Below are 20,185 nucleotides of genomic sequence, written 5' to 3' on the forward strand. Positions count from 1 at the left end.
GTCATCCTTCCGCTTTCAGCTCTAATATTAGATCACGAAGCTCGGCAGCCCTTTCGAAATTCAGGGATTTGGCCGCTTCCTTCATTTCTTTTTCCATATCGCCGATCAGCTTCTCGCGCTCTTTCTTGTTCAGCTTGCCGAGCTTTGCTGACGGCTGGTATTCTTCCTGCTCTTCTGCCGCATGTGTTGCACGGATTGAATCGCGTATATCCTTCTGTATAGTCATTGGCGTGATGCCATGCTTCTTATTGTACTCTTCCTGAATGGACCGGCGGCGCTTTGTTTCACTGATGGCTTTTTCCATGCTGTCAGTGATCCGGTCTGCGTACATAATGACATGGCCATTCGCATTACGCGCTGCACGTCCAATCGTCTGGATGAGTGAACGTTCCGAACGGAGGAAACCTTCCTTATCAGCATCAAGTATAGTAACGAGAGACACTTCCGGTATATCAAGTCCTTCCCTTAGAAGGTTGATTCCGACTAACACATCGTATTTACCTAGACGAAGCTCTCTGATAATCTCAATCCGCTCAAGCGTTTTTACCTCTGAGTGCAGATACTGCACTTTAATGCCGATTTCTTTTAAGTAGTCTGTCAAGTCCTCAGACATTTTCTTTGTTAATGTAGTGACAAGCACACGTTCATTTTTCTGAATGCGATCCTGGATTTCACCGATTAGGTCATCAATTTGCCCTTCGATTGGACGGACATCAATAGTAGGATCAAGCAAACCGGTTGGGCGGATAATTTGCTCAATCATTTCCGGTGTATGCTCAAGCTCATAAGGGCCAGGTGTTGCAGAAACAAAGACAGCCTGTTTCACATGCTTTTCGAACTCGGTAAACGTAAGCGGCCTGTTATCCATGGCTGAAGGCAAACGGAAACCATGGTCCACAAGCACGGATTTTCTTGCCTGGTCACCATTGAACATACCGCGGATTTGCGGCAGAGTTACGTGCGACTCATCAATCACAATTAGAAAGTCTTCCGGAAAATAATCCAGAAGGGTATACGGTGTTGAACCAGGCGGCCTTAATGTAAGGTGGCGGGAGTAGTTTTCTATGCCGGAACAAAAACCCATCTCCCTCATCATCTCAAGGTCATAGCGGGTCCGCTGCTCGAGGCGCTGGGCTTCAAGCAGCTTATCGTTTTCTCTTAATTCAGCAAGGCGCTCTTCCAGTTCTTTTTCAATGTTCTGGACGGCGATCCGCATTTTTTCTTCACGCGTTACGAAGTGGGATGCCGGGAAGATCGCAACGTGCTCACGTTCACCCATAATTTCTCCGGTGAGGGCATCTACTTCACGGATCCGGTCTATCTCATCCCCGAAAAACTCTACACGGATACAATGCTCATCCCGTGATGCCGGGAAAATCTCTACTACATCCCCGCGTACACGGAAGGTGCCGCGCTGGAAGTCGATATCATTGCGTTCATACTGAATGTCAACGAGCCTGTGAAGAAGCTGGTTCCTCTCAATCTCCATGCCGGTTCTGAGGGATAGCACCATTTCACTGTATTCTTCAGGAGAACCCAAACCATATATACAAGACACACTGGCAATTATAATGACATCTTTGCGCTCAAATAATGAAGAAGTCGCCGAGTGGCGGAGCTTATCAATTTCATCATTGATGCTTGCATCTTTTTCAATAAAGGTATCTGTAGAAGGCACATATGCCTCCGGCTGATAGTAGTCATAATAGCTGACAAAATACTCAACAGCATTGTTTGGAAAAAAGTCCTTAAATTCACTGTATAACTGCCCTGCAAGTGTCTTATTATGCGCAATGACTAGCGTCGGCTTGTTAACCTCTTGTATAACATTTGAAACTGTGAAGGTTTTTCCCGTTCCTGTTGCACCCAAAAGCGTCTGGTGCTTCTTGCCGGAATTAATTCCCTCCACAATTTTTTTGATTGCCCCAGGCTGATCGCCCTGAGGGGAATATTTTGAGACTAATTCAAATTGATCCTTCACCTATAAGCCTCCCGTTCAAATTACTTTTATCTATATATTAATCACAAACCAGCATTGAAAGAATTTAAGATCCGGGATGCATGGCTGATTTGTCAGTTTTTTACTCAAAACTCATATCATCATTCTACCACAAAGAGCCTAAAACAAACCAACAATATGCGAACGGATATTCGTTTTTTTATTTTTGCCGGGTAAATATTGCTTGGGAAATATGCCGAATTCTTGAGGGTGGTGTCGAAGCAAGGTTAATCAAACGTTTGATTAACCTCCTGAAATTAAATCAATCGTTTGATTGATATTGATTAATAGCTGATTTTATGCGAGCAAAAATACAGCTGAAATTTCATTTTACAAAAAACCTGTCGATACGTTTGATCGACAGGTTCCGCAAAAATTATTCCGCACTTGGCTTTGTTTTGGGCTTCAGTTTTTGAGCGTACCAAAACCCGACAGTCAATGAAAGTGCGTCTATAACAATCAAGGCAAATGAATTTGTATACCCTTTATAGACAGAAGCAGCAATCAGTCCCACCGTCAATACAAGCCCAATCACACGATTATAGCTTACTCTCGTAAAGAGCAAAACCAGCAAGCCGGGCAGCAGCAGAGCTGACAAGTATTTTAATGCCAACCAAAACACCTTCTTTTGTTTATTCACAATGATTCAGGGTTTCTAACATTAGAATATCTTTTCATAAGAAGATGTACAAGTTTTTTCAGTGTTATTCCCTATGTTCTATCACATAATAAGAAAAAGTACTTATTATGGAGGAATGCATCATGGCAAGAAGAAAAAGACGCCCGCTTGTGCCGGAATCAAGAGCGGCATTAGACCAGCTTAAAAATCAGGTAATGGCAAACCAGGGATACCATGTTGACAATGAAAATCCCGATGTCGTGAAATATGAAATTGCCGAGGAGGCCGGTGTGCCATTGAAGCCGGGATATAACGGCCGTCTTACATCCAAACAGGCAGGAACAGTGGGCGGGAAGATTGGCGGAAGTATGGTGAAGGAGCTTATTCGGATGGCACAGGAACGGATGAAGGAACAGTAGGTAATCGTGAACTTCGGGAAAAGAATGAGAAAATTGGGGAAACGCGGACTTAATTTACGGAAAATATTCAGCAAATTAAGGAAAGAAACCTCCAAATTGAGGAAAAGACTCACTAGAATAAGAAAAAGCTATCCCGCAAAGAGGATAGCTTTTGTTCTTATTCAGCGGCTTTCCGCTCTAGAAATTCCTGTTTAATGGATTTAAGCAGCTCCTGGTCTGTTACCAGCTGGAAGGCAGTGAGTGCGAGCCCTTTTGCCCCGGTTATCAGTGCTTCGTCTCCTTTTACAGATGCTGCAGCCTCACGAAACGGAACTGTATGGGCAACAAGATCATCTGCACCAATTTTAATATAAGGATGAATGGTTGGCACCACTTGGCTGATGTTGCCTGCATCCGTCGAGCCGATTCCATCTCTGTCCCCTTCAACGACCGTTTCTCCCAAGTCTTCAATCACTTCTTTAAACACTTGGTCATATGTCTTGTTTAACAGCAGGTTATCAACTTCATTTTGAAAAGCAATAACATTGAGCTTTGCTCCGGTTGCCAATGCGGCGCCTTCAGCGACAGCTTTAACCTTCCGTGTTACCTCATTAAGACTGGTTCTGGTTGTAGCACGGATGAAGAATCTGGCTTTTGCATACTCAGGGATAATATTTGGAGCATACCCGCCATGAGTAATAATGCCATGGATTCGTACATCATCCTTTAATTGCTGACGAAGGGCATTAATTCCGTTAAATAGCTGAATAACTGCATCAAGGGCATTGATTCCTTCCTCCGGTGAAGCTGCCGCATGGGCAGGCTTACCGATAAACTCGAAGTCAAGCGGATCAACTGCCAGTGATGAACTGGTCAGGCGGCTATGGTTTGATGGATGAACCATTAGGGCAGCGTCAATGCCTTCAAGTAAGCCATGCTTCACAAAGCTGCCTTTTGCACTTCCATTTGGCCCGCCTTCTTCTGCCGGGGTTCCAAATACTACTGCCTCTCCTCCGGTCTCATCAATAACCTTGCTCAATGCAATGGCTGCTGCCACACTTGTTGTGCCAATGATATTGTGGCCGCATCCATGACCCAGCCCGGGAAGGGCATCATATTCTGCAAGGAATGCAATAGACGGCCCTGGTTTATCGGATTTTTTCCGGGCAAGGAAAGCTGTTTCATGCCCGGCCACTGCCCGCTCAACTTCAAAACCTTCCTTCTCAAGGATGCCTGAAAGCAAGCCAGAGGCAAAAAACTCCTCATTTCCTATTTCCGGGGTCGCATGGATCTGGTGGCTTGCGGAAAGATAAAGTTCTTTATTTCCCTCAACATTTTTCTTGATTGCTTCTTTCAGTTCAGATAGTGCTTTTACAGGTGCCGCCATCATTGTTCCTCCTTTATAAATAATTTTTTACCAGCCAATATCACTTAAAGGAATAAAAGTCGGGATCATGCTTCCGTCATATTCCTTCGTAATGAAATCAGCTACATCATCTTCCTGGTAAAGTTCAGCAATTCTCTTAAGCGTTTTGTTATCCTTGTCTTCTGTTCGGACAGCAATGATATTTACGTATGGAGTAGCAGTTTCACTTTCAATAAAAATTGAATCCTTAGTTGGGTTAAAGCCTGCATCTACGGCAATTCCGTTATTGATTACAGAAGCAGAGACATCCGGAAGTGCACGCGGTGTCTGCGCTGATACCATTTCTACAAATTCAAGGTTCTTCGGATTTTCAACGATTTTATTCAAGTCCAGGTTTCCGTCATAGTCCTCGGATAATTTAATCAGGCCGGCTTCCTCCAGTAAAAGAAGGGCTCTTCCGCCATTTGAAGCATCATTTGGAATGGCAATTTTGCCGCCTTCCGGAATGTCTTCTGCCGATTTTACTTTTTCAGAATAAAGCCCCATTGGTGCTAAAACAGTTGTCGCTATTGGGGTAAGATCCATATTATGCTCTTTAATAAAAGTGTCAAAATAAGCGACTGTTTGGAATGCATTCACATCAAGATCGCCTTCTGCAAGGGCAACATTGGGCTGCACATAGTCAGAGAATGTCACAACTTCAATTTCAATGCCTTCCTTTTCAGCCTTTTCTGCAATAAAGTCCCAGATGCGTGTATCAGAACCGCTTACACCTAATTTAATCTTCTTTGTTTCTTCTCCTCCAGTTGTGCTTGAGCATGCTGCAGTGAACACACCCAATGCTAAAATAATGAATGTTAAGAATAGTTTTTTCATGATGTATTTCCTCCTTATTTATCTTCTTCTGATTTTTTTGGATAAGATATTTCCGAATGACTGCAGGCCCTGAACCATGACAACTAAGATCGCAACGGTAATCAGCATGACTGTTGTATCGAATCGCTGGTAGCCGTAGGTAATGGCGAGGTCACCAAGCCCGCCGCCTCCGACTGCCCCAGCCATGGCTGATGCTCCGACCAATCCGATTGTTGCAATTGTAAAGCCTAATACCAGCGAACTAAGTGCTTCCGGAATCAGGAATTTTAATATTATCTGGCCTGGTGTTGCTCCCATTGCTTCTGCAGCTTCTATGACTCCCGGATCTACCTCAAGCAATGAGTTTTCTATTAATCTTGCAATATATGGCCCGGCATAAAAGACTAGCGGCACTACGGCTGCAGCCGTACCTATTGATGTTCCGACAATCAGCCTGGTAATGGGGATAATGGCCACCATTAAAATGATGAAGGGAACTGATCTGAAAATATTAATAATGCTGTTTATGATATTAAAAACAACGAGGTTTTCCAGCAGATGCCCTTTCCTTGTTACGACAAGCAATATACCAAGCGGCAGTCCGATAACAGCTGAAAACAGCAATGAGAATGCCACCATTTGAATCGTTTCGATTAAGGCTTCGATGATTTTTTCCTGATTAACTAGCACGTGTTGTCACTTCCTTTATTGAAACTTTTTCCTGGCTGATGTACTGAATAGCACGTCTGATTTCACTGTCCGGACCCTGGAATTCGACAATCAGGTTGCCAAACGGTGTTCCCTGAAGTTCAGTAATATTTCCAAACAGGACGTTGAAGTCGATATTAAACTTTTTGGCAACCTGCGAGAGGAGCGGCTGCCCGGCAGAATTTCCAACAAAGTTGATTCTAAATACCTTTTGAAGCCCTTGCTGTTTTTCAATCACTTCTTTAATGGAGTCAGGTATTTGATCATTCATGACAGTGCTGACAAAGTTTTTCGCTGTTTGCGTCTTTGGTGATGAAAAGACATTGAAGACGGTTCCTTCTTCGATAATTTTTCCTGCCTCTATTACAGCGACACGATCACAGATCTCTCTGATTACAGACATTTCATGGGTAATGATCAGTATAGTAATGTTGTATTCTTTATTTATTTTTTTCAGCAGCTGCAGGATAGAGCTGGTTGTCTGCGGATCCAGCGCTGAAGTTGCTTCATCACATAATAGAATGGAAGGCTGGGTCGCCAGCGCCCTGGCAATTCCGATCCGCTGCTTTTGCCCGCCTGACAGCTGATCGGGATAGCTGTTTGCCTTGTCTGCAAGCCCCACGAATTCTAATAGTTCATGGACACGCTTTTTGATGTCATCTTTAGGGATCTTACCCAGTGTGAGCGGCATCGCCACATTGGCAAACACTGTTTTCGAATTTAAAAGGTTAAAATGCTGAAAGACCATCCCGATGTTTCTTTTCACTTCGCGAATTTCTCTTACAGATAAAGCCGTCAGATCATGTCCACTGACAATGACCTTTCCTGAAGTCGGCTTCTCCAGCCAATTGACACAGCGGATCAAAGAGCTCTTTCCCGCACCGCTGAAGCCGATCACACCGAAAATCTCACCTTTGTTAATCTTTAAGTCTATTCCATTTAAAGCAGCTACCTGCTGTCCTCCGCTTTCATAGATTTTCTTTAAATTCTGAAACTCTATCATTCAGCATCTCTCCTTTTCTAAATGTTATATATAATTAATCCTATGGGAAAACTAAGAATTATATCCTGAAATTTACCCCTTCTAACAGAAGAGGTTTTTTGAAGTCCCCTCCTTATCTTTCAGGCTATCGCCTGCTGGATTTGGCACAGTGCAGTCTGCCTGCTGCCGAAGCTTCATTGGGCCAGGTCCCTCTGCTTCTCTCGATAAGAATTATTCATATGTTTATGAATAGAATCTTGATGCATTTTTTTCGGATAAAAACAAAAACCCTCTTCTAAAGAAAGAAGAGGGCGGCATTTATCAATGGTCCTCTTCTTATCTTTCAAGCTACGCTTGCTGGATTTGGCACGGTACACTTTTGTCCGCTGCCGAGGTGTCATAGGGCCAGTCCCTCAACCTCTCTGGATAAGAAGATTTTTATTATTCGGTTGTTTAATATGCTTATTACTTTACCACCATAAAGAAAAGGATGTCAATCATTATTTTTCAAATATTTTCACTTGGGCCATTTTTAAAAATTTCCGTTACTTTAACAGAGCTGTCTTTACGGTGAATAATCATCACACCTGCCAGAGCGATTATACCACCCGCAACGGATAACATAGTCGGCACCTCTCCCAGCCAAACCCAAGCAATGACAAATGCTATTGCTGGTGTCAGATAAAGAGAGCTTGTCGCTTCAGAAGTCCCTCCTATGGACGCAAGAAAAGCTAGGGCAATATATGGAATTACCGTTGGAAAAATCCCCAAATAGATGACACTTAAAGTGGATTCGGCCGATGCATGAAAGATCTCATTACCAAGCCCAGGAAGATAAATCAGCATAAAACCAGTCCCTGCCCATACCGTATAGGATGTAAATGACAAAAATCCGTATTTATTAAAATATTTAGTCTGAAACACGAAATAGATGCTTTCTGAAATGGAAGCAAGCAGGACAAATAAAATACCGGTTTGGATTTCAAACCCTCCTCCTGCACCAAGCGAAATAAGTGCGGCACCAGCAAAACTGACTGCGGAACCAGTCCACCTGACCCTTCCAAACCTTTCCCTTAAAAATAAAGCAGCCAACGCAGCCGAAAAGATCGGAGTCATTGATACAATCAAGCTTGCCGGCCCTGCGCTTACTGTTTTTTCCCCAATGTTGAGAGCTGTATGATAAACCGTAAAACCAAGGAATCCAAGTATAAAAATAGCAGGAAGATCTTTTATATCCGGAAGACGCATCCTTGTCAGCAGTGCTAAGACACCAAGTGCAGCCGAACCAACTAAAAGTCTAAAAAGGGCAAGGTGCTCAGGGGAGTACGATTCAAGCCCAGCCCGAATTCCCGGGAATGCGGATGCCCAAAGAATGATGATAGAACTATGCGCCCCGATAATCATAAATTTCTTATTTGCCAACTTCATCCCCCTTATCAACATTTCCAGCCATTATCTGTGCTGCTTTTCAGGATAATCAATAACTGATACAATGTCCTCAACCAATTAGGAAAGAATTTTGCCAGCCAATTTTCATAAAGGCGGTTATATGGATGGATACAGCACAATTGCCAAAATATCAGCAAGTTATTGAGACTATTAAAGGAAAGATTTCCAAAGGGGAATGGCCAATCGGAAGTAGAATTCCAAGCCAGCGGAAACTGGCTGAGGAGTTTGGAGTAAACCGAAGCACAATTATCACTGCTCTGGAAGAACTTGCTGCAGATGGACTAATAGAAGGGAAAACGGGGGTTGGCACAAAGGTTATTAATAATACTTGGACCTTGCTCGCTTCAAGGCAGTCTGCCAACTGGAGTGAATATATCGATACAGGGATACACAGAGCCAGCGAAAAAATCGTTCAAGAAATTAATGATTTAGAAATGGATCCCGCTTTTATACAGCTCAGCAAAGGAGAGCTTTCCCCTGAGATTTCCCCTGTGCAAACGATGCAGAAAGTTCTAAAGGAAGCTGCTGATGAATTGAGTGAACTCGGTTATGAGGAACCAAAGGGGTATTTGCCATTAAGACAGGCAGTTAGTGAATATTTGGCAGCATCTGGAATAGACGCTTCTCCTTCCTCGATACTTATTGTTTCTGGAGGGCTGCAAGCCCTGCAGCTTGTTTCATTGGGCCTTGTGCAAAGAGGGGCACCCGTATTTCTGGAAAAGCCCTCTTACTTATATTCTTTACAGCTTTTCCGGTCATCAGGCATGAATTTAAAAGGATTGCCGATGGATAAAGAGGGAGTTATCACGAAAAGCATCTCTTTGAAGAAATATGAAAAAGGGAAATCCATTTTATATACGATTCCTTCCTACCATAACCCGACTGGAATTTTAATGACAGAAAAAAGACGGAGGGAACTGCTTGATGTTTGCAGAATAGAACAGCTGCCAATTGTGGAAGACGATATTTATCGTGAGCTATGGCTTGATGAAATGCCCCCTCCACCATTAAAAGCAATGGACAAAAACGGCCAGGTCCTTTATATGGGAAGCTTGTCAAAAACATTGAGTCCCGGACTTCGAATAGGCTGGGTAGCAGCACCTGAACCTGTTATCGACCGGCTTGCAGATCTTAAAATGCAGACTGACTATGGTTCAAGTTCACTTTCACAAAGGGTAGCTGAAAAATGGCTGTCCACCGGCCTCTATCAAAAGCATATGGAAAGGGTACGTGAGCAGCTGAGAATTCGTCGTAATACTGCCCTGAATACATTAGATGCTCACTTGTCCGGGATAGCAGAATGGAATTCTCCGGAAGGAGGTTTTTTTATATGGCTGAAAGTACCGTCCAGTATTCCAATTCGAAGCCTATATCGGCAGGCCATTTTAAGAAAACTGCTGATTAATCCCGGCAGCATATACAGTGACGGGCCGAATCATTTTATACGAATTTCCTATGCTTATGCCTCGCTGGGGGAACTGCAGGAAGGCATATTCATCCTTGGAGAGGAAATTAGAAAGCTCCTATGAGTTTGATACCTGACAAGGGATCCTTTTCACAGTTTGCATAGAGTGAAATTTATCCTATATGTCAATCCAAACATGTATTGTATAATGATGGAAAAGTGCCATTTTTCAAAAAGGAGGGACAGAAAATGATCATGACCGAGAATCCTGCAGATTTATTCGCGGACAAAGTCGAAGCGAGGAATCTGCAGCTGGCCATTCAGCATTCCAGCGATGTGATTGCAAGAGTAACCAAAGAAGGCATTGCTTTATATGTCTCCCCTTCCTGCTTGCCGATGCTGGGGTACTCACAGCAGGACTTTTATCGAAGCAGCCTTTATACATACTGCCATCCAAATGACCGGGACCTCTTAGGAGATGCTTTGGCCGAGCTTGAACAGCTTCCGCATAAACGGGAGACCTTTCGCTTCAGGCATAAGGAGGGGCATTATCTGTGGCTTGAAGCCAATTTTTCAGTCATTAATGACGATAAAGAAATGATGTGCATCATCCGGGATATGACACAGAGAATTATCATGGAAGAGGAGATTCTTGAAACACAGGAGAAGTACCGCTTTCTGGTGGAGTTCTCCAAGGATACGATAGGAATGGTCACACAAAAGGGGATTTGGACCTACATCAATAATGAAGGAAAAAAGCTTTTTGGATTCACGAGCATCAAAGAGATGATCGGCACCTCCCTCCACGACTACATTCCTCCTTCAGAACATTCCACTCTCGATGATTTTCTGCAAACAAAGCTAAGTGTGAATTTTGAGCTTAATCTGATCCGGACTGACGGACAAACGAGAAAAGCCGAAGTCCAGCTGATTCCAACCACTTTCAAGAACAGAAAGGTCTACCAAATCATTATTAAAGACGTGACCGGACAAAAGAAGACAGAGGAAAAGCTGCAGAATGCCGAAAAACTTTCCGTTGTCGGTCAGCTTGCCGCAGGCATTGCCCATGAAATCCGCAACCCGCTTACAGCCATAAAAGGCTTTACACAGTTATTATATGAAGAACATAAAGGAGATTTCGCGGAGGTCATCCTAAGTGAGCTGGAACGGATTGAAGGCATCGTCAATGACCTGCTCGTTCTCGCCAAACCTCAAATAACCGAAATGGAAGAAACCTGCCTGACAAACGTTGTAAAAAGTGTAATCACTCTCTTAAACAGCCAGGCTGTTATGGAGAATATCGTGATCGAACTAACACAGTCACCAGGCGAGTTTTATGTGAAATGTGAAAAAGATAAAATTAAACAGGTGCTGATTAACATCATTAAGAACTCGATTGAAGCCATGCCGGCGGGCGGAAAAATAAACGTGGATATCCGCCAGGAGGACCATTCTGTCATCATCAGTGTCGAGGATGAGGGAATTGGCATACCCGAAGAACGCCTCGCCAAACTGGGAGAGCCGTTTTACAGCACAAAAGAAAAAGGCACAGGCCTTGGCATCATGATCTGCAAAAAAATCATTAAAAACCATGGCGGAAATCTTTACATCCACAGCAGGGAAAATGAAGGAACAACGGTGCGGATTACTTTACCGCTTGCCTAATGAAAGAAGCCAGATGCCTGAACTGGCTTCTTATTTTTGAATAATAAACTCCTGTTCCTGCGGGCTATCCCCTATATGTACCCTTTCCTTATAAAAAATCTCATCCTCTGACATCAGCATCACAGTTGAACTCCTGGTTCCGTAGCCTTCACTTCTGATAAATAAAGGAGACAACATCCGCTCCCACTCCAGTGAAACTCCTGTTTTCGGAAGCATGTCATCAGGGGCAGGGTCTGCATTCTGGAGAAGTGTGAACAAGGCTTCCGTAAAATCCCCTGCTGCATGATCTATTATCTTAGATAACCCTTCCTTCCCCTTTTTCACCTTTGGCCACTCGGTATTCAGCACATGATTGCTCACCCCGTACACTCCTGGTCCAAGCTGTTCTATTCTATCTTCCACGTTCGAGTAATAAAAGAGCTCCTCCAAATTGCCCGCAAGCAGATTGTATCCGGGATAGCTGTTGCGGTGTTCAGATGCTATTTTCATAAATCTAGAAGGCGAAGCACTGCCTTTCAAGAAATCCGCTACGAGATCTCCTCTTGATCTTTTGCCATCTGTCACTGCGTTCGGATCACGGTAGTTTGTAAGAGCTGCAAATCGTCCATTCTTTGTGACACCCATCCATGTCCCCATCTTGCTTAAATCACGTCCAGCCAGAATGGCAGGATGGTCCTCCCAAAAATGGGCCGGTGCAGTCGGGCGCCTATAAAATTCATCGCGATTGGCAGCAACGATAAGCTTGTATGCCGGATGAACCTTATATGCGAAAAGGATTAAACACATTCGGATCACTGCTTTCGTTTTATTTATTATTTTAACTTTTCGGGAGGGAAAAACAAAAAATACCCGCTTTAATTATGTGAAATGTTAGATAAGAAGGGATCATGCCTTAATCTTTTTAAAGGCTAGAAAAGCCCAACAAGCTGTAACCTATTTGATGAATTATGTTAAATAAATTCAGCAATAGAAAAAGCCCCTTTTTTTAAAAGGAGCTTTTTCTATTTAAGTAACCGCTTCTTCCCTCGCTGTCTTCCTCGCCCTTAAAAATCTAACTGTATTTAAGACGATCGTTTTGGTCACAGCATAGGTAGGTATTGCCAGAATCATGCCGAGGATACCGGCAAGATTGCCTGCAACCAGCAATAGGATGATGATGGTGGCCGGATGTGTGTTCAAGGTTTTTCCGAGAATCAGCGGCGACAGCACATTTCCTTCAATCTGCTGAGCAATCACAATGACTACGACCACCAGAAAGGCTTTAGTCGGCGAGTCAAAAAGTGCAACGATTACGGCAGGTGCACCGCCCAGAAACGGCCCAACATAAGGAATGATATTGGTTATGGCAACAATAAGCGCCATGACTAGCGCATATGGCAAGTCGATGATTAAATAGCCAATAAATGAAAGTGTCCCAACAAATAATGCTACTGTAATCTGCCCCTGAATGTAGGAAGAAAGTGTCTCTCCTGTTTCCTTAAGCGTTTTAACCCCCTCTTCCCTGTAAGAAGCAGGAAGGAACTTCGAAACGGCAGCAGGGAACTTATCTCCGTCTTTAAACATATAGAAAAGCAGGAATGGCACCGTTACTATTGTAATCGCAATATTGGTGACCAGGCTGACTATTCCAGCTACCCCCTGTGTCACACGGCTTGGCAGGGTATTGGCATATTCCATAATGCGTGCTTCAATTTCTTCAATCGATATGTAGTCCTGCTCCAAAAACCATTTGAACTCTTCGGTGCTGGACATGGAGTTAACAAAGTCTCTTGTCGTCTTCGCATACCCCGGCAGATCGTTGAATAATTCAGTCACCTGTCTGCTGATAAGCGGAGCAATGTTGCCAATAATCAGCATTACTAAACCGATAACCGCTGCATAGATGATCAATATCGCTGCCGTTCTCGGCACCTTGTAGCGCTGCAGCAATCTTACCAGCGGGTTCAATAGGAAATAGAGAAATCCTGAAATAATAATTGGAAAAAATAATGTTGATGCAAAAATGCCCACTGGTTCAAACAAAAAAGAAATTTTAGTTGATACATAAATAATTGTTAAGATAAGCAGCAATTGCAAAGTCCAGTATTGCAGTTTTTTCTTTGCCACAATGTCACCTTTTTCTTTGAATTGGATTAACTAAAGAATACCATATTCGTGTGTTTACTCCTAAGAAGATGCTACTTCTATTACGATTCGAAATTGAAAAAGGTTTCGGAAAAAACAATCCATATAATTAAAAATCATACAATCCACAAGTGGATATATTTACTCATAAATATCTCATTTTTTGGTTTCATCAACCCCGAACAGGGTATAAAAGACTATAAATAACAAGTTTTTCCCCTCTTAAAGCCAGGAGTGAACAGACACATGAGTATAATAGACATTTTTAAGAAGGAACTCCTATTACTGAAAAGCGAAATGAATCGCTGTAAGAATGAAAAGATAAAAAAACAAATTTTTAATGATATCCTTCTCATCCAGAGTGCAGTCCAGAACTTACTTTAATCTGCTCATAAAATAGAATCCAGCTGTTTTCTTTCCTCACTTGAAGAACAAAAAACCAGCATCCATTGGCTGAAATACTGGTTTTAGAAGTTATCTTCAAGCTTACTTTAATTTCCTGGTATTTCCAGTAATGGCCCCTATAATATCCCTGCTTTATATTGTATCGTTTTTCTTAATTTCGCGGAATTAGATACCTGTAACTTGGATCAAATAGTTTGTCAAAAACAAACGGAATAAACCTTTAGTAACAACCTTCTTCAACCGTTAGTTTAAGTATCTAAAGAAATTTTTAATTGCATCCATACGTATCTTATGGCTACAATCCTCGCAACAAAAAATCTTAGCCTTATTTTCCTTAAATTGTTTATAATTTAGTGAACCTTCGTATACTCTGAAAATCCTTTTACAACTATAACAAAGTACCTCATAGTAAATCATTAAATCCTCCTAAGCGACACATTACTTTTTAGTTGATTTATCGAAGATTGTAACCAATTCTCTAGTATATTCCTGAACATCTAAATGAGGCTTTCTCGTTAATTCAAGGGTGAACCCGTCAATGGCACTTCTTATTGTTAACGCCATCACCCTTGCTGATGATTTGGTAAATTCTCTAAAAACTCCTTCTTGCATCCCTAGGGTAAGAATATTTTCAATCGGAAGTAGAATAGCTTCATCATGGTCTGCTGCAAACTGAAGTTTACCATCAGCAGTTCTCTTATTAGAAACCGTTTCAATAACAGCGAAAACATGCTGGCGATTTTCATCTATAAATGTAAGGTTGGATTCAATATACACCCGAAGCATGTCTTTAGGAGATTTTTGGGCTTCTATTCTTGGAACAATATAGGCTTGCCATGCCAAATAGTATTCGATAGGTATTTGCTCCAATAAGTCCTCTTTATTTGCAAAGTGATAAGAAATAACCCCCTTACTGATATTTGCACGCTTTGCAATTTGTCCTATAGAGGCTTGAGCGTAACCTACTTCTGCGATTGTTTCAATCGCACATTCCACAATTTGAGCTCTGCGGGCTTTTTCGATGAATGATAATTCTTTTTGGTTAGTTGGTTTGTTTTTTTTACTCATGTACTTATTTTAGTACAGTCGTACAAATAATTCAAACAAAAAAAACCATTTAGTTGAAGATTATCTAAATGGTTTATGCAAATATCCTGCACCATTAGTTCAATAATATCTTACTCCATAATCTGGCCCGATTGTTGAACATCGATCTTCAACTAAACTGCCCCTTTTATGGAATAAGAAAAACTACCGATTCAGAAGCTGATCTTGTATATAAGCACCAAATAGTTTAAGTACAATACTTTACAATTAAATAATTTTACCTTTCTTGTCTGGAAGGAAATATCTTATATCATCTTGTTTTCTAAGTTTTTATTTTTCTAATCTTAATATCCGAGCAATGTATAAGTATCTTTGTTTGTGAAAATAAAAGAATTTCATGTTGCAATTTCCTTTTACTCAACGGAAGGATTTCATCGTAGCCCCAATCATCAAGTCCTTTTGTACCACCGAAGACAATTTCATTAGGCTTATTACCATCAACATTTCTTTTAATATCAAAATCCATTAAGAACTTACGAACGTTTAACCATTGTATTTCATATATCCCCGCACCCTCTTCATATTGCTCAATGACCATTTTAATTGTGGTCGGGTCCTTTGCTTTCCCATTCTCTTGATTCAAAACCGTAAGAGAAACAACTTTACCATCATGGAATGAGTGGTTTTTTAAAAAATTTGATGTCTCTTTATTAAACCTGGGTAATAGTCTTTTTCATTCCTTTACATAGCCCATTACATCCCAATGGTCATCATCTAAAAAATACTTCATTGAAAATCTCTCCTCTACCTATTCAAATTCCTTATCGAATACTATCTCAGAAAATGGTCCGATTGTGGAATTAAGAAAAATAACACTCTTCAACAAACCTGCCCCTGTTGTTAAATAAGGAATATAGGCTTCCAATATACTCGTGCTCTCCATGTCTCCATGAGTACAGTTATGTAGTTTAATCAAATCCACTAGCGATTTTTTTGTCAATTAAATGTTGAACACCCCTAATTCTACCAATTTTTTCAACTTGTATCATTAAGAACCTTAACTTAAAGCGGTTCCAGGCACCGGAAAATATACTGCTTGTTCAAGTGGTATAAAATGAAACCTTCCAATTGGTCAATACTCCCTATATAACCTAGTCTTTCATGACCTTCCTCTTATATACAGTATAAATATAGATTGGTATATTCAAATTATTCCAAAAAATGAAAGGGGTTCGAAATGGAAAAATGGTATAACAAATTTATAGTTTTCTTCACTGCTCTAGTAATGGCTTTGGGACTGTACGCAGATCCAGCAGGTGCTGTTCCTAATTTAGCGAGCCCCGTCGCTGAAAGAGGTTTATCTGTTGAGATTGAGGAAGCGACGATATTTGAATTGCAGCATGAGATGCAGAAGGAGGAGTTAACCTCTGAGGAATTGGTTCAATTCTATCTCAATCGAATTGGGGAGTACGATGACAGCATTAACTCCATCATTACGGTTAACGAAAATGTATTAGAGGAAGCGAAACAACTAGATAAAGAGCGTAAAGCGGGAAACGTTCGCGGTCCCTTGCATGGAATTCCGGTTATATTAAAAGACAACTATGATACATACGATATGCAAACCACTGCAGGATCCCTGTCACTTGAAGGTTCCATCCCTCTAAAGGATGCCTATCAAACGAAAAGATTAAGAGATCAAGGTGCAATCATCTTAGGGAAAGCGAACCTGCATGAATTTGCTTTCGGATTCCAAACAATTAGTTCCCTTGGTGGACAAACCTATAATCCATATGATTTAACAAGATACCCAGGAGGTTCAAGCGGTGGTACGGCAGCAGCGGTTGCTTCCAACTTTGCCGCTGCCGGATTAGGGACAGACACTGGTGGATCCATCCGAATACCATCGTCCTTTAATAATCTGGTTGGACTTCGCCCTACTATGGGACTTGCCAGCCGCGATGGAATCATTCCACTTGCACTATCACAGGATGTCGGCGGACCGATGGGACGAACGGTTGAAGATGTGGCTGTTGTGCTCGATGCAATTGCTGGCTATGACCCAGCAGATCCAGTTACTGAAGCGAGTATCGGGAAAGTTCCAAAAACCTATACTCATTATCTTAAGAAAAATGGATTAAAGAAAGCTCGGATAGGCGTTATTCGCGACCTGTTTGGGAATGATCCTGAAGTCAATAAAGTGATGGATCAAGTGATTGCGGACATGGAAGCGCTTGGAGCAGAAGTGTTCGAGGTAACAATTCCCAGTCTTAGTCCAATTCTTTCTTATCCAAGCTTAAGCGGATACGAATTTAAATTTCAGTTAAATGATTATTTGGCTGGCCTTGGGCCGGATGCACCTGTAAGAACCTTATCAGATATTATCGAAAGCGGGAAGTTCCATCCAAGTTTGGAAAGTGGATTAAAATCCCGAAATGAAAGAGAATCATTAGAAAATGATGAGGAATACCATGACATTATTACCAATCGTCCTAAAATGGCAAGGGAAAGCTTAATGGTAACGTTTAATGAACATGACCTTGATGCACTACTCTATCCAACTTCGAGTGCTTTACCGGCACAGGTGGGCAAAAGCCAAGGTGCAGGGAATGCTAATCGCTTAAGTCCTTATTCAGGGTTTCCTGCAATCTCGGTTCCTGCCGGCTTCAGTGACAACGGCCTTCCAGTCGGGCTAGAGCTGCTAGGAAAAGAATTCGACGAGCCAACTTTGATTAAACTAGCCTATGCTTATCAAGAAGGAACTAACCATCGAATAGCGCCTGAACTAAAATAAGAATCTTCAAAGAAAAGAGGCTATCTTCAATAAAGAAGAATCGCTTTTTCCTAAACATAAGAATAGGGATTGCTGCAGCGATCCCCCTTCTCTTAACATTAGCACCCGTTGAATAAGGAAAAGGCGCTCATTCTTATTGAATAATCGAGGTAAAAGCTGCCTGATTAGCAGCTGATCATGAACGTAAGCACCAGGGTATACTGCCCTTCAATTAAAAAAAGATCCCTCTTTGATCTAAGTTTGACAAAAGATAAAATGATCATTAGGATTCCAAACGTGCAGATAATCTGCATTGTACCCACGCAGCCACAACACGCCGTTAATTCGTCTAAGATAAAAGCCTATTGGAAAATCAGCGTCTTCAGATAGTGTCTCCGAGGCTATTGTGATAGAGCCAGATGGAGCTTCATTCCGCTGCAAAGAATTCCCCGAATAACCCTCAGGCTGATTCAGATATTCCAGTCTTAGATAAGGTCCCAGTTCAAGCGGACACAATTCCAAACCTAGTTCGTTCGCTTTTTTAAAGATTTGATCCGTAGTAGCTCCATCAGGGAAGCCAAGATTGCCTGCCGTTAGTTCTACGGTCTGAAGGTTGTACTTTGTATCAGAGGTAGTAAATTTATCATCAGCTAATAGTTTTTCTGCATACTCATTCATCAAGATAGAGTATTGTTGCAATTTCTGGATAAGCTGCGATTTCGTAAGTCCACCAACTTCTATTTTTCTGGTAATAACTTTAGAGTGTATTTTCTCATTTTCAAAACGCAATCGCAGTCACTCCTAACATAGTGGCACATTTGCAGAAACGATACCATGACTACATATATATATTCTGCAATCACCAATAAATTCCCTCGTTGAACTCCTGACCCTTTAGTTTATAAGAAAAAGCTGCCTCGATTGGCAGCCGTATCTTTAAGAAGAGCACCCCATTAGTAGTATAAGAAAAATTAATTACATAGATTTCTAGACTATTAAAATAATAGTGGAATGAGAGCCTTCTTTCTTATTTGATTATTAGTACGCAATCCACCTCTCGGCCACTTACTTTATAGTTATTTCAGCAATAACCGGATAGTGGTCGCTAGGAAATTGACCATTTTTTTGATAGTTATTGATTTCGATCGTATTTGCGGTTACATTTCCTTTGGTAAGAATCCAATCGATGCGGTTGTCTGCTCCGCCGCCTGTTGGGTCACGGAAGCCATTGAACGTCCCAATTCCTTCATTGATTCGTGACTCCGCTGTTTCCCATAAATCATCAAAAGCCTCATCGCTAGTTAATGTTTGATGTGGAAGAGTACCAGGATGAGTATTAAAATCTCCTGTCAGAACAATAGGTAATTCAGGGTTAAATTCTTTGATTCTGTCTAAAATTAATTCAGCGCTCTTTTCTCTCGCTTCGGCGGATTGGTGATCGAAATGCGTATTTACAAAATAGAATTGTTTATCGGTTTGGTTGTCTACAAATTTCGCCCAAGTGACCATTCTTGGAATGTTGTTTCCCCATGTTTTTGAACCGATTACATCTGGAGTATCTGAGAGCCAGAAATGATCATACTCTACTGGAGTAAAACGTTTTTCATCATAGAAAATCGCGGAGTATTCTCCTCTATTACCCCCTTCGCGGCCCAATCCAATCCATGCATAACCTGGTAATACTTCTTCCAAATCCTGAAGTTGTCCATATAAAACTTCCTGCGTACCAAAAATATCTGGATTTTCCATACGAATAAGCTTTTTAATGGTTGGAACCCTTTCAGCCCATGTATGCGGTGATGGATCATTGTTGTTTTCATACCTTAAATTAAATGTCATCACCTTCAAGTTCTGTTCCGTGCTTTCTGCAGCAAAGACATTGGAGATTCCGGAAAACATACTTCCCACCATTGCGAATACCATTACTACCGCTAAAAAAATCGGACTTAATCCTTTTTTCAACAAAATTCCCTCCTTTTTTTGATTACATTTGAAAGTATAGTTTTCAAAAGTAAACACAATGTTAAAAAAGAAGCAGATGTTTGTTTTGTTTTTCTAAGCAAAGGAGAATTCAATAATATCAAGGGATTTTTGATTAAAAATATGAAATTTTCCTTAGAGAATCACTTGTTTTTGTAAATATTAACAGGTTCAATTTACCAGTGAAATTTAAAATTTTTTAATGATATTTAGAATATTTAAATAAATAGCCTTCGATGGGATGGGCATTTATTTAAGCATCTTAGGTGGGAATTTTGCACGAACAGCGATGCTGATTTAACTATATGGCCCGATTGTTGAGTAGAGGTAATAACAATTGTATTGTTCAACTAAACTGCCCCTCGTATATTATGTTTAACTCCTTAAATACCATTCTCTTTTTCATCTTT

General features: G+C 41.4%; 18 protein-coding genes and 2 riboswitches. Of the genes, 4 read left to right on the plus strand and 14 right to left on the minus strand.

Annotated elements, in window-relative coordinates:
• Position 1: 1 nt before the first annotated feature.
• On the minus strand, positions 2–1,981 hold the full coding sequence (gene uvrB, locus NR125_RS08925) for an excinuclease ABC subunit UvrB (protein WP_009331866.1): 1,980 nt from the start codon (positions 1,979–1,981) through the stop codon (positions 2–4).
• Between the two features lie 394 nt (positions 1,982–2,375).
• Positions 2,376–2,612: a DUF2198 family protein gene (locus tag NR125_RS08930; RefSeq protein ID WP_009331867.1), complete on the minus strand. Its 237-nt coding sequence runs from the start codon at positions 2,610–2,612 to the stop codon at positions 2,376–2,378.
• A gap of 149 nt (positions 2,613–2,761) precedes the next feature.
• Here NR125_RS08930 and NR125_RS08935 point away from each other — a divergent pair, with 149 nt between their 5' ends.
• Entirely contained in the window at positions 2,762–3,037 is a 276-nt protein-coding gene (locus tag NR125_RS08935) for an alpha/beta-type small acid-soluble spore protein (RefSeq protein WP_071156405.1), read from the plus strand.
• A gap of 157 nt (positions 3,038–3,194) precedes the next feature.
• Here NR125_RS08935 and NR125_RS08940 read toward each other — a convergent pair whose 3' ends face one another.
• The 5 genes from NR125_RS08940 to NR125_RS08960 form a co-directional block, all read right to left on the minus strand.
• Positions 3,195–4,403: a M20 family metallopeptidase gene (locus NR125_RS08940; protein ID WP_256815083.1), complete on the minus strand. Its 1,209-nt coding sequence runs from the start codon at positions 4,401–4,403 to the stop codon at positions 3,195–3,197.
• A gap of 27 nt (positions 4,404–4,430) precedes the next feature.
• Positions 4,431–5,258, minus strand: coding sequence for a MetQ/NlpA family ABC transporter substrate-binding protein (locus tag NR125_RS08945; protein WP_009331870.1), 828 nt, complete (start codon positions 5,256–5,258; stop codon positions 4,431–4,433).
• An 18-nt stretch (positions 5,259–5,276) separates the two neighbouring features.
• Positions 5,277–5,927 carry a methionine ABC transporter permease gene (locus NR125_RS08950; RefSeq protein WP_019383329.1) on the minus strand — a complete coding sequence of 217 codons (651 nt, stop codon included), beginning with the start codon at positions 5,925–5,927 and terminating at the stop codon, positions 5,277–5,279.
• Complete coding sequence (locus NR125_RS08955; protein WP_256815084.1) at positions 5,917–6,948, minus strand: methionine ABC transporter ATP-binding protein; 1,032 nt, start codon at positions 6,946–6,948, stop codon at positions 5,917–5,919. The genes NR125_RS08950 and NR125_RS08955 overlap by 11 nt, the downstream gene beginning before the upstream one ends.
• A 109-nt stretch (positions 6,949–7,057) precedes the next feature.
• A riboswitch (SAM riboswitch) is annotated at positions 7,058–7,158 on the minus strand.
• A 102-nt stretch (positions 7,159–7,260) separates the two neighbouring features.
• Positions 7,261–7,360, minus strand: a riboswitch (SAM riboswitch).
• A gap of 74 nt (positions 7,361–7,434) precedes the next feature.
• Positions 7,435–8,349, minus strand: coding sequence for a DMT family transporter (locus NR125_RS08960; RefSeq protein ID WP_372675456.1), 915 nt, complete (start codon positions 8,347–8,349; stop codon positions 7,435–7,437).
• A gap of 131 nt (positions 8,350–8,480) precedes the next feature.
• Between NR125_RS08960 and pdxR the strand changes: the two genes are divergently transcribed.
• Both pdxR and NR125_RS08970 read left to right on the plus strand, forming a co-directional pair.
• Positions 8,481–9,905: a MocR-like pyridoxine biosynthesis transcription factor PdxR gene (gene pdxR, locus NR125_RS08965; RefSeq protein ID WP_256815087.1), complete on the plus strand. Its 1,425-nt coding sequence runs from the start codon at positions 8,481–8,483 to the stop codon at positions 9,903–9,905.
• 125 nt (positions 9,906–10,030) lie between these two features.
• Positions 10,031–11,446, plus strand: a complete 1,416-nt coding sequence (locus tag NR125_RS08970) for a PAS domain-containing sensor histidine kinase (protein WP_071156395.1) — start codon at positions 10,031–10,033, stop codon at positions 11,444–11,446.
• Positions 11,447–11,476: 30 nt separating this feature from the next.
• Here the strand turns inward: NR125_RS08970 and NR125_RS08975 are convergent, their stop codons facing one another.
• From NR125_RS08975 to NR125_RS08995, 5 genes are all read right to left on the minus strand, one after another.
• A complete protein-coding gene (locus NR125_RS08975; RefSeq protein WP_217026073.1) occupies positions 11,477–12,232 on the minus strand; it encodes an NRDE family protein in 756 nt (251 codons plus the stop codon).
• 219 nt (positions 12,233–12,451) lie between these two features.
• Positions 12,452–13,552, minus strand: coding sequence for an AI-2E family transporter (locus tag NR125_RS08980; RefSeq protein WP_009331877.1), 1,101 nt, complete (start codon positions 13,550–13,552; stop codon positions 12,452–12,454).
• A 666-nt stretch (positions 13,553–14,218) separates the two neighbouring features.
• Positions 14,219–14,392 carry a hypothetical protein gene (locus tag NR125_RS08985; protein WP_019383338.1) on the minus strand — a complete coding sequence of 58 codons (174 nt, stop codon included), beginning with the start codon at positions 14,390–14,392 and terminating at the stop codon, positions 14,219–14,221.
• 21 nt (positions 14,393–14,413) lie between these two features.
• Positions 14,414–15,043 (minus strand): TetR/AcrR family transcriptional regulator, encoded by a 630-nt coding sequence (locus NR125_RS08990; RefSeq protein WP_192907883.1) that lies wholly within the window; start codon positions 15,041–15,043, stop codon positions 14,414–14,416.
• A 301-nt stretch (positions 15,044–15,344) separates the two neighbouring features.
• On the minus strand, positions 15,345–15,620 hold the full coding sequence (locus tag NR125_RS08995; RefSeq protein WP_256815088.1) for a hypothetical protein: 276 nt from the start codon (positions 15,618–15,620) through the stop codon (positions 15,345–15,347).
• Between the two features lie 639 nt (positions 15,621–16,259).
• Here NR125_RS08995 and NR125_RS09000 point away from each other — a divergent pair.
• Positions 16,260–17,816 carry an amidase family protein gene (locus tag NR125_RS09000; RefSeq protein ID WP_256815089.1) on the plus strand — a complete coding sequence of 519 codons (1,557 nt, stop codon included), beginning with the start codon at positions 16,260–16,262 and terminating at the stop codon, positions 17,814–17,816.
• Between the two features lie 234 nt (positions 17,817–18,050).
• Here the strand turns inward: NR125_RS09000 and NR125_RS09005 are convergent, their stop codons facing one another.
• Together NR125_RS09005 and NR125_RS09010 are read right to left on the minus strand one after the other, a co-directional pair.
• A complete protein-coding gene (locus NR125_RS09005) occupies positions 18,051–18,584 on the minus strand; it encodes a helicase (protein ID WP_256815090.1) in 534 nt (177 codons plus the stop codon).
• Between the two features lie 276 nt (positions 18,585–18,860).
• Entirely contained in the window at positions 18,861–19,757 is an 897-nt protein-coding gene (locus NR125_RS09010; protein ID WP_256815091.1) for an endonuclease/exonuclease/phosphatase family protein, read from the minus strand.
• Between the last annotated feature and the right edge of the window lie 428 nt (positions 19,758–20,185).

The organism is Cytobacillus sp. Bac17 (genome assembly GCF_024519925.1).
Lineage (GTDB): Bacteria > Bacillota > Bacilli > Bacillales > Cytobacillaceae > Cytobacillus > Cytobacillus pseudoceanisediminis.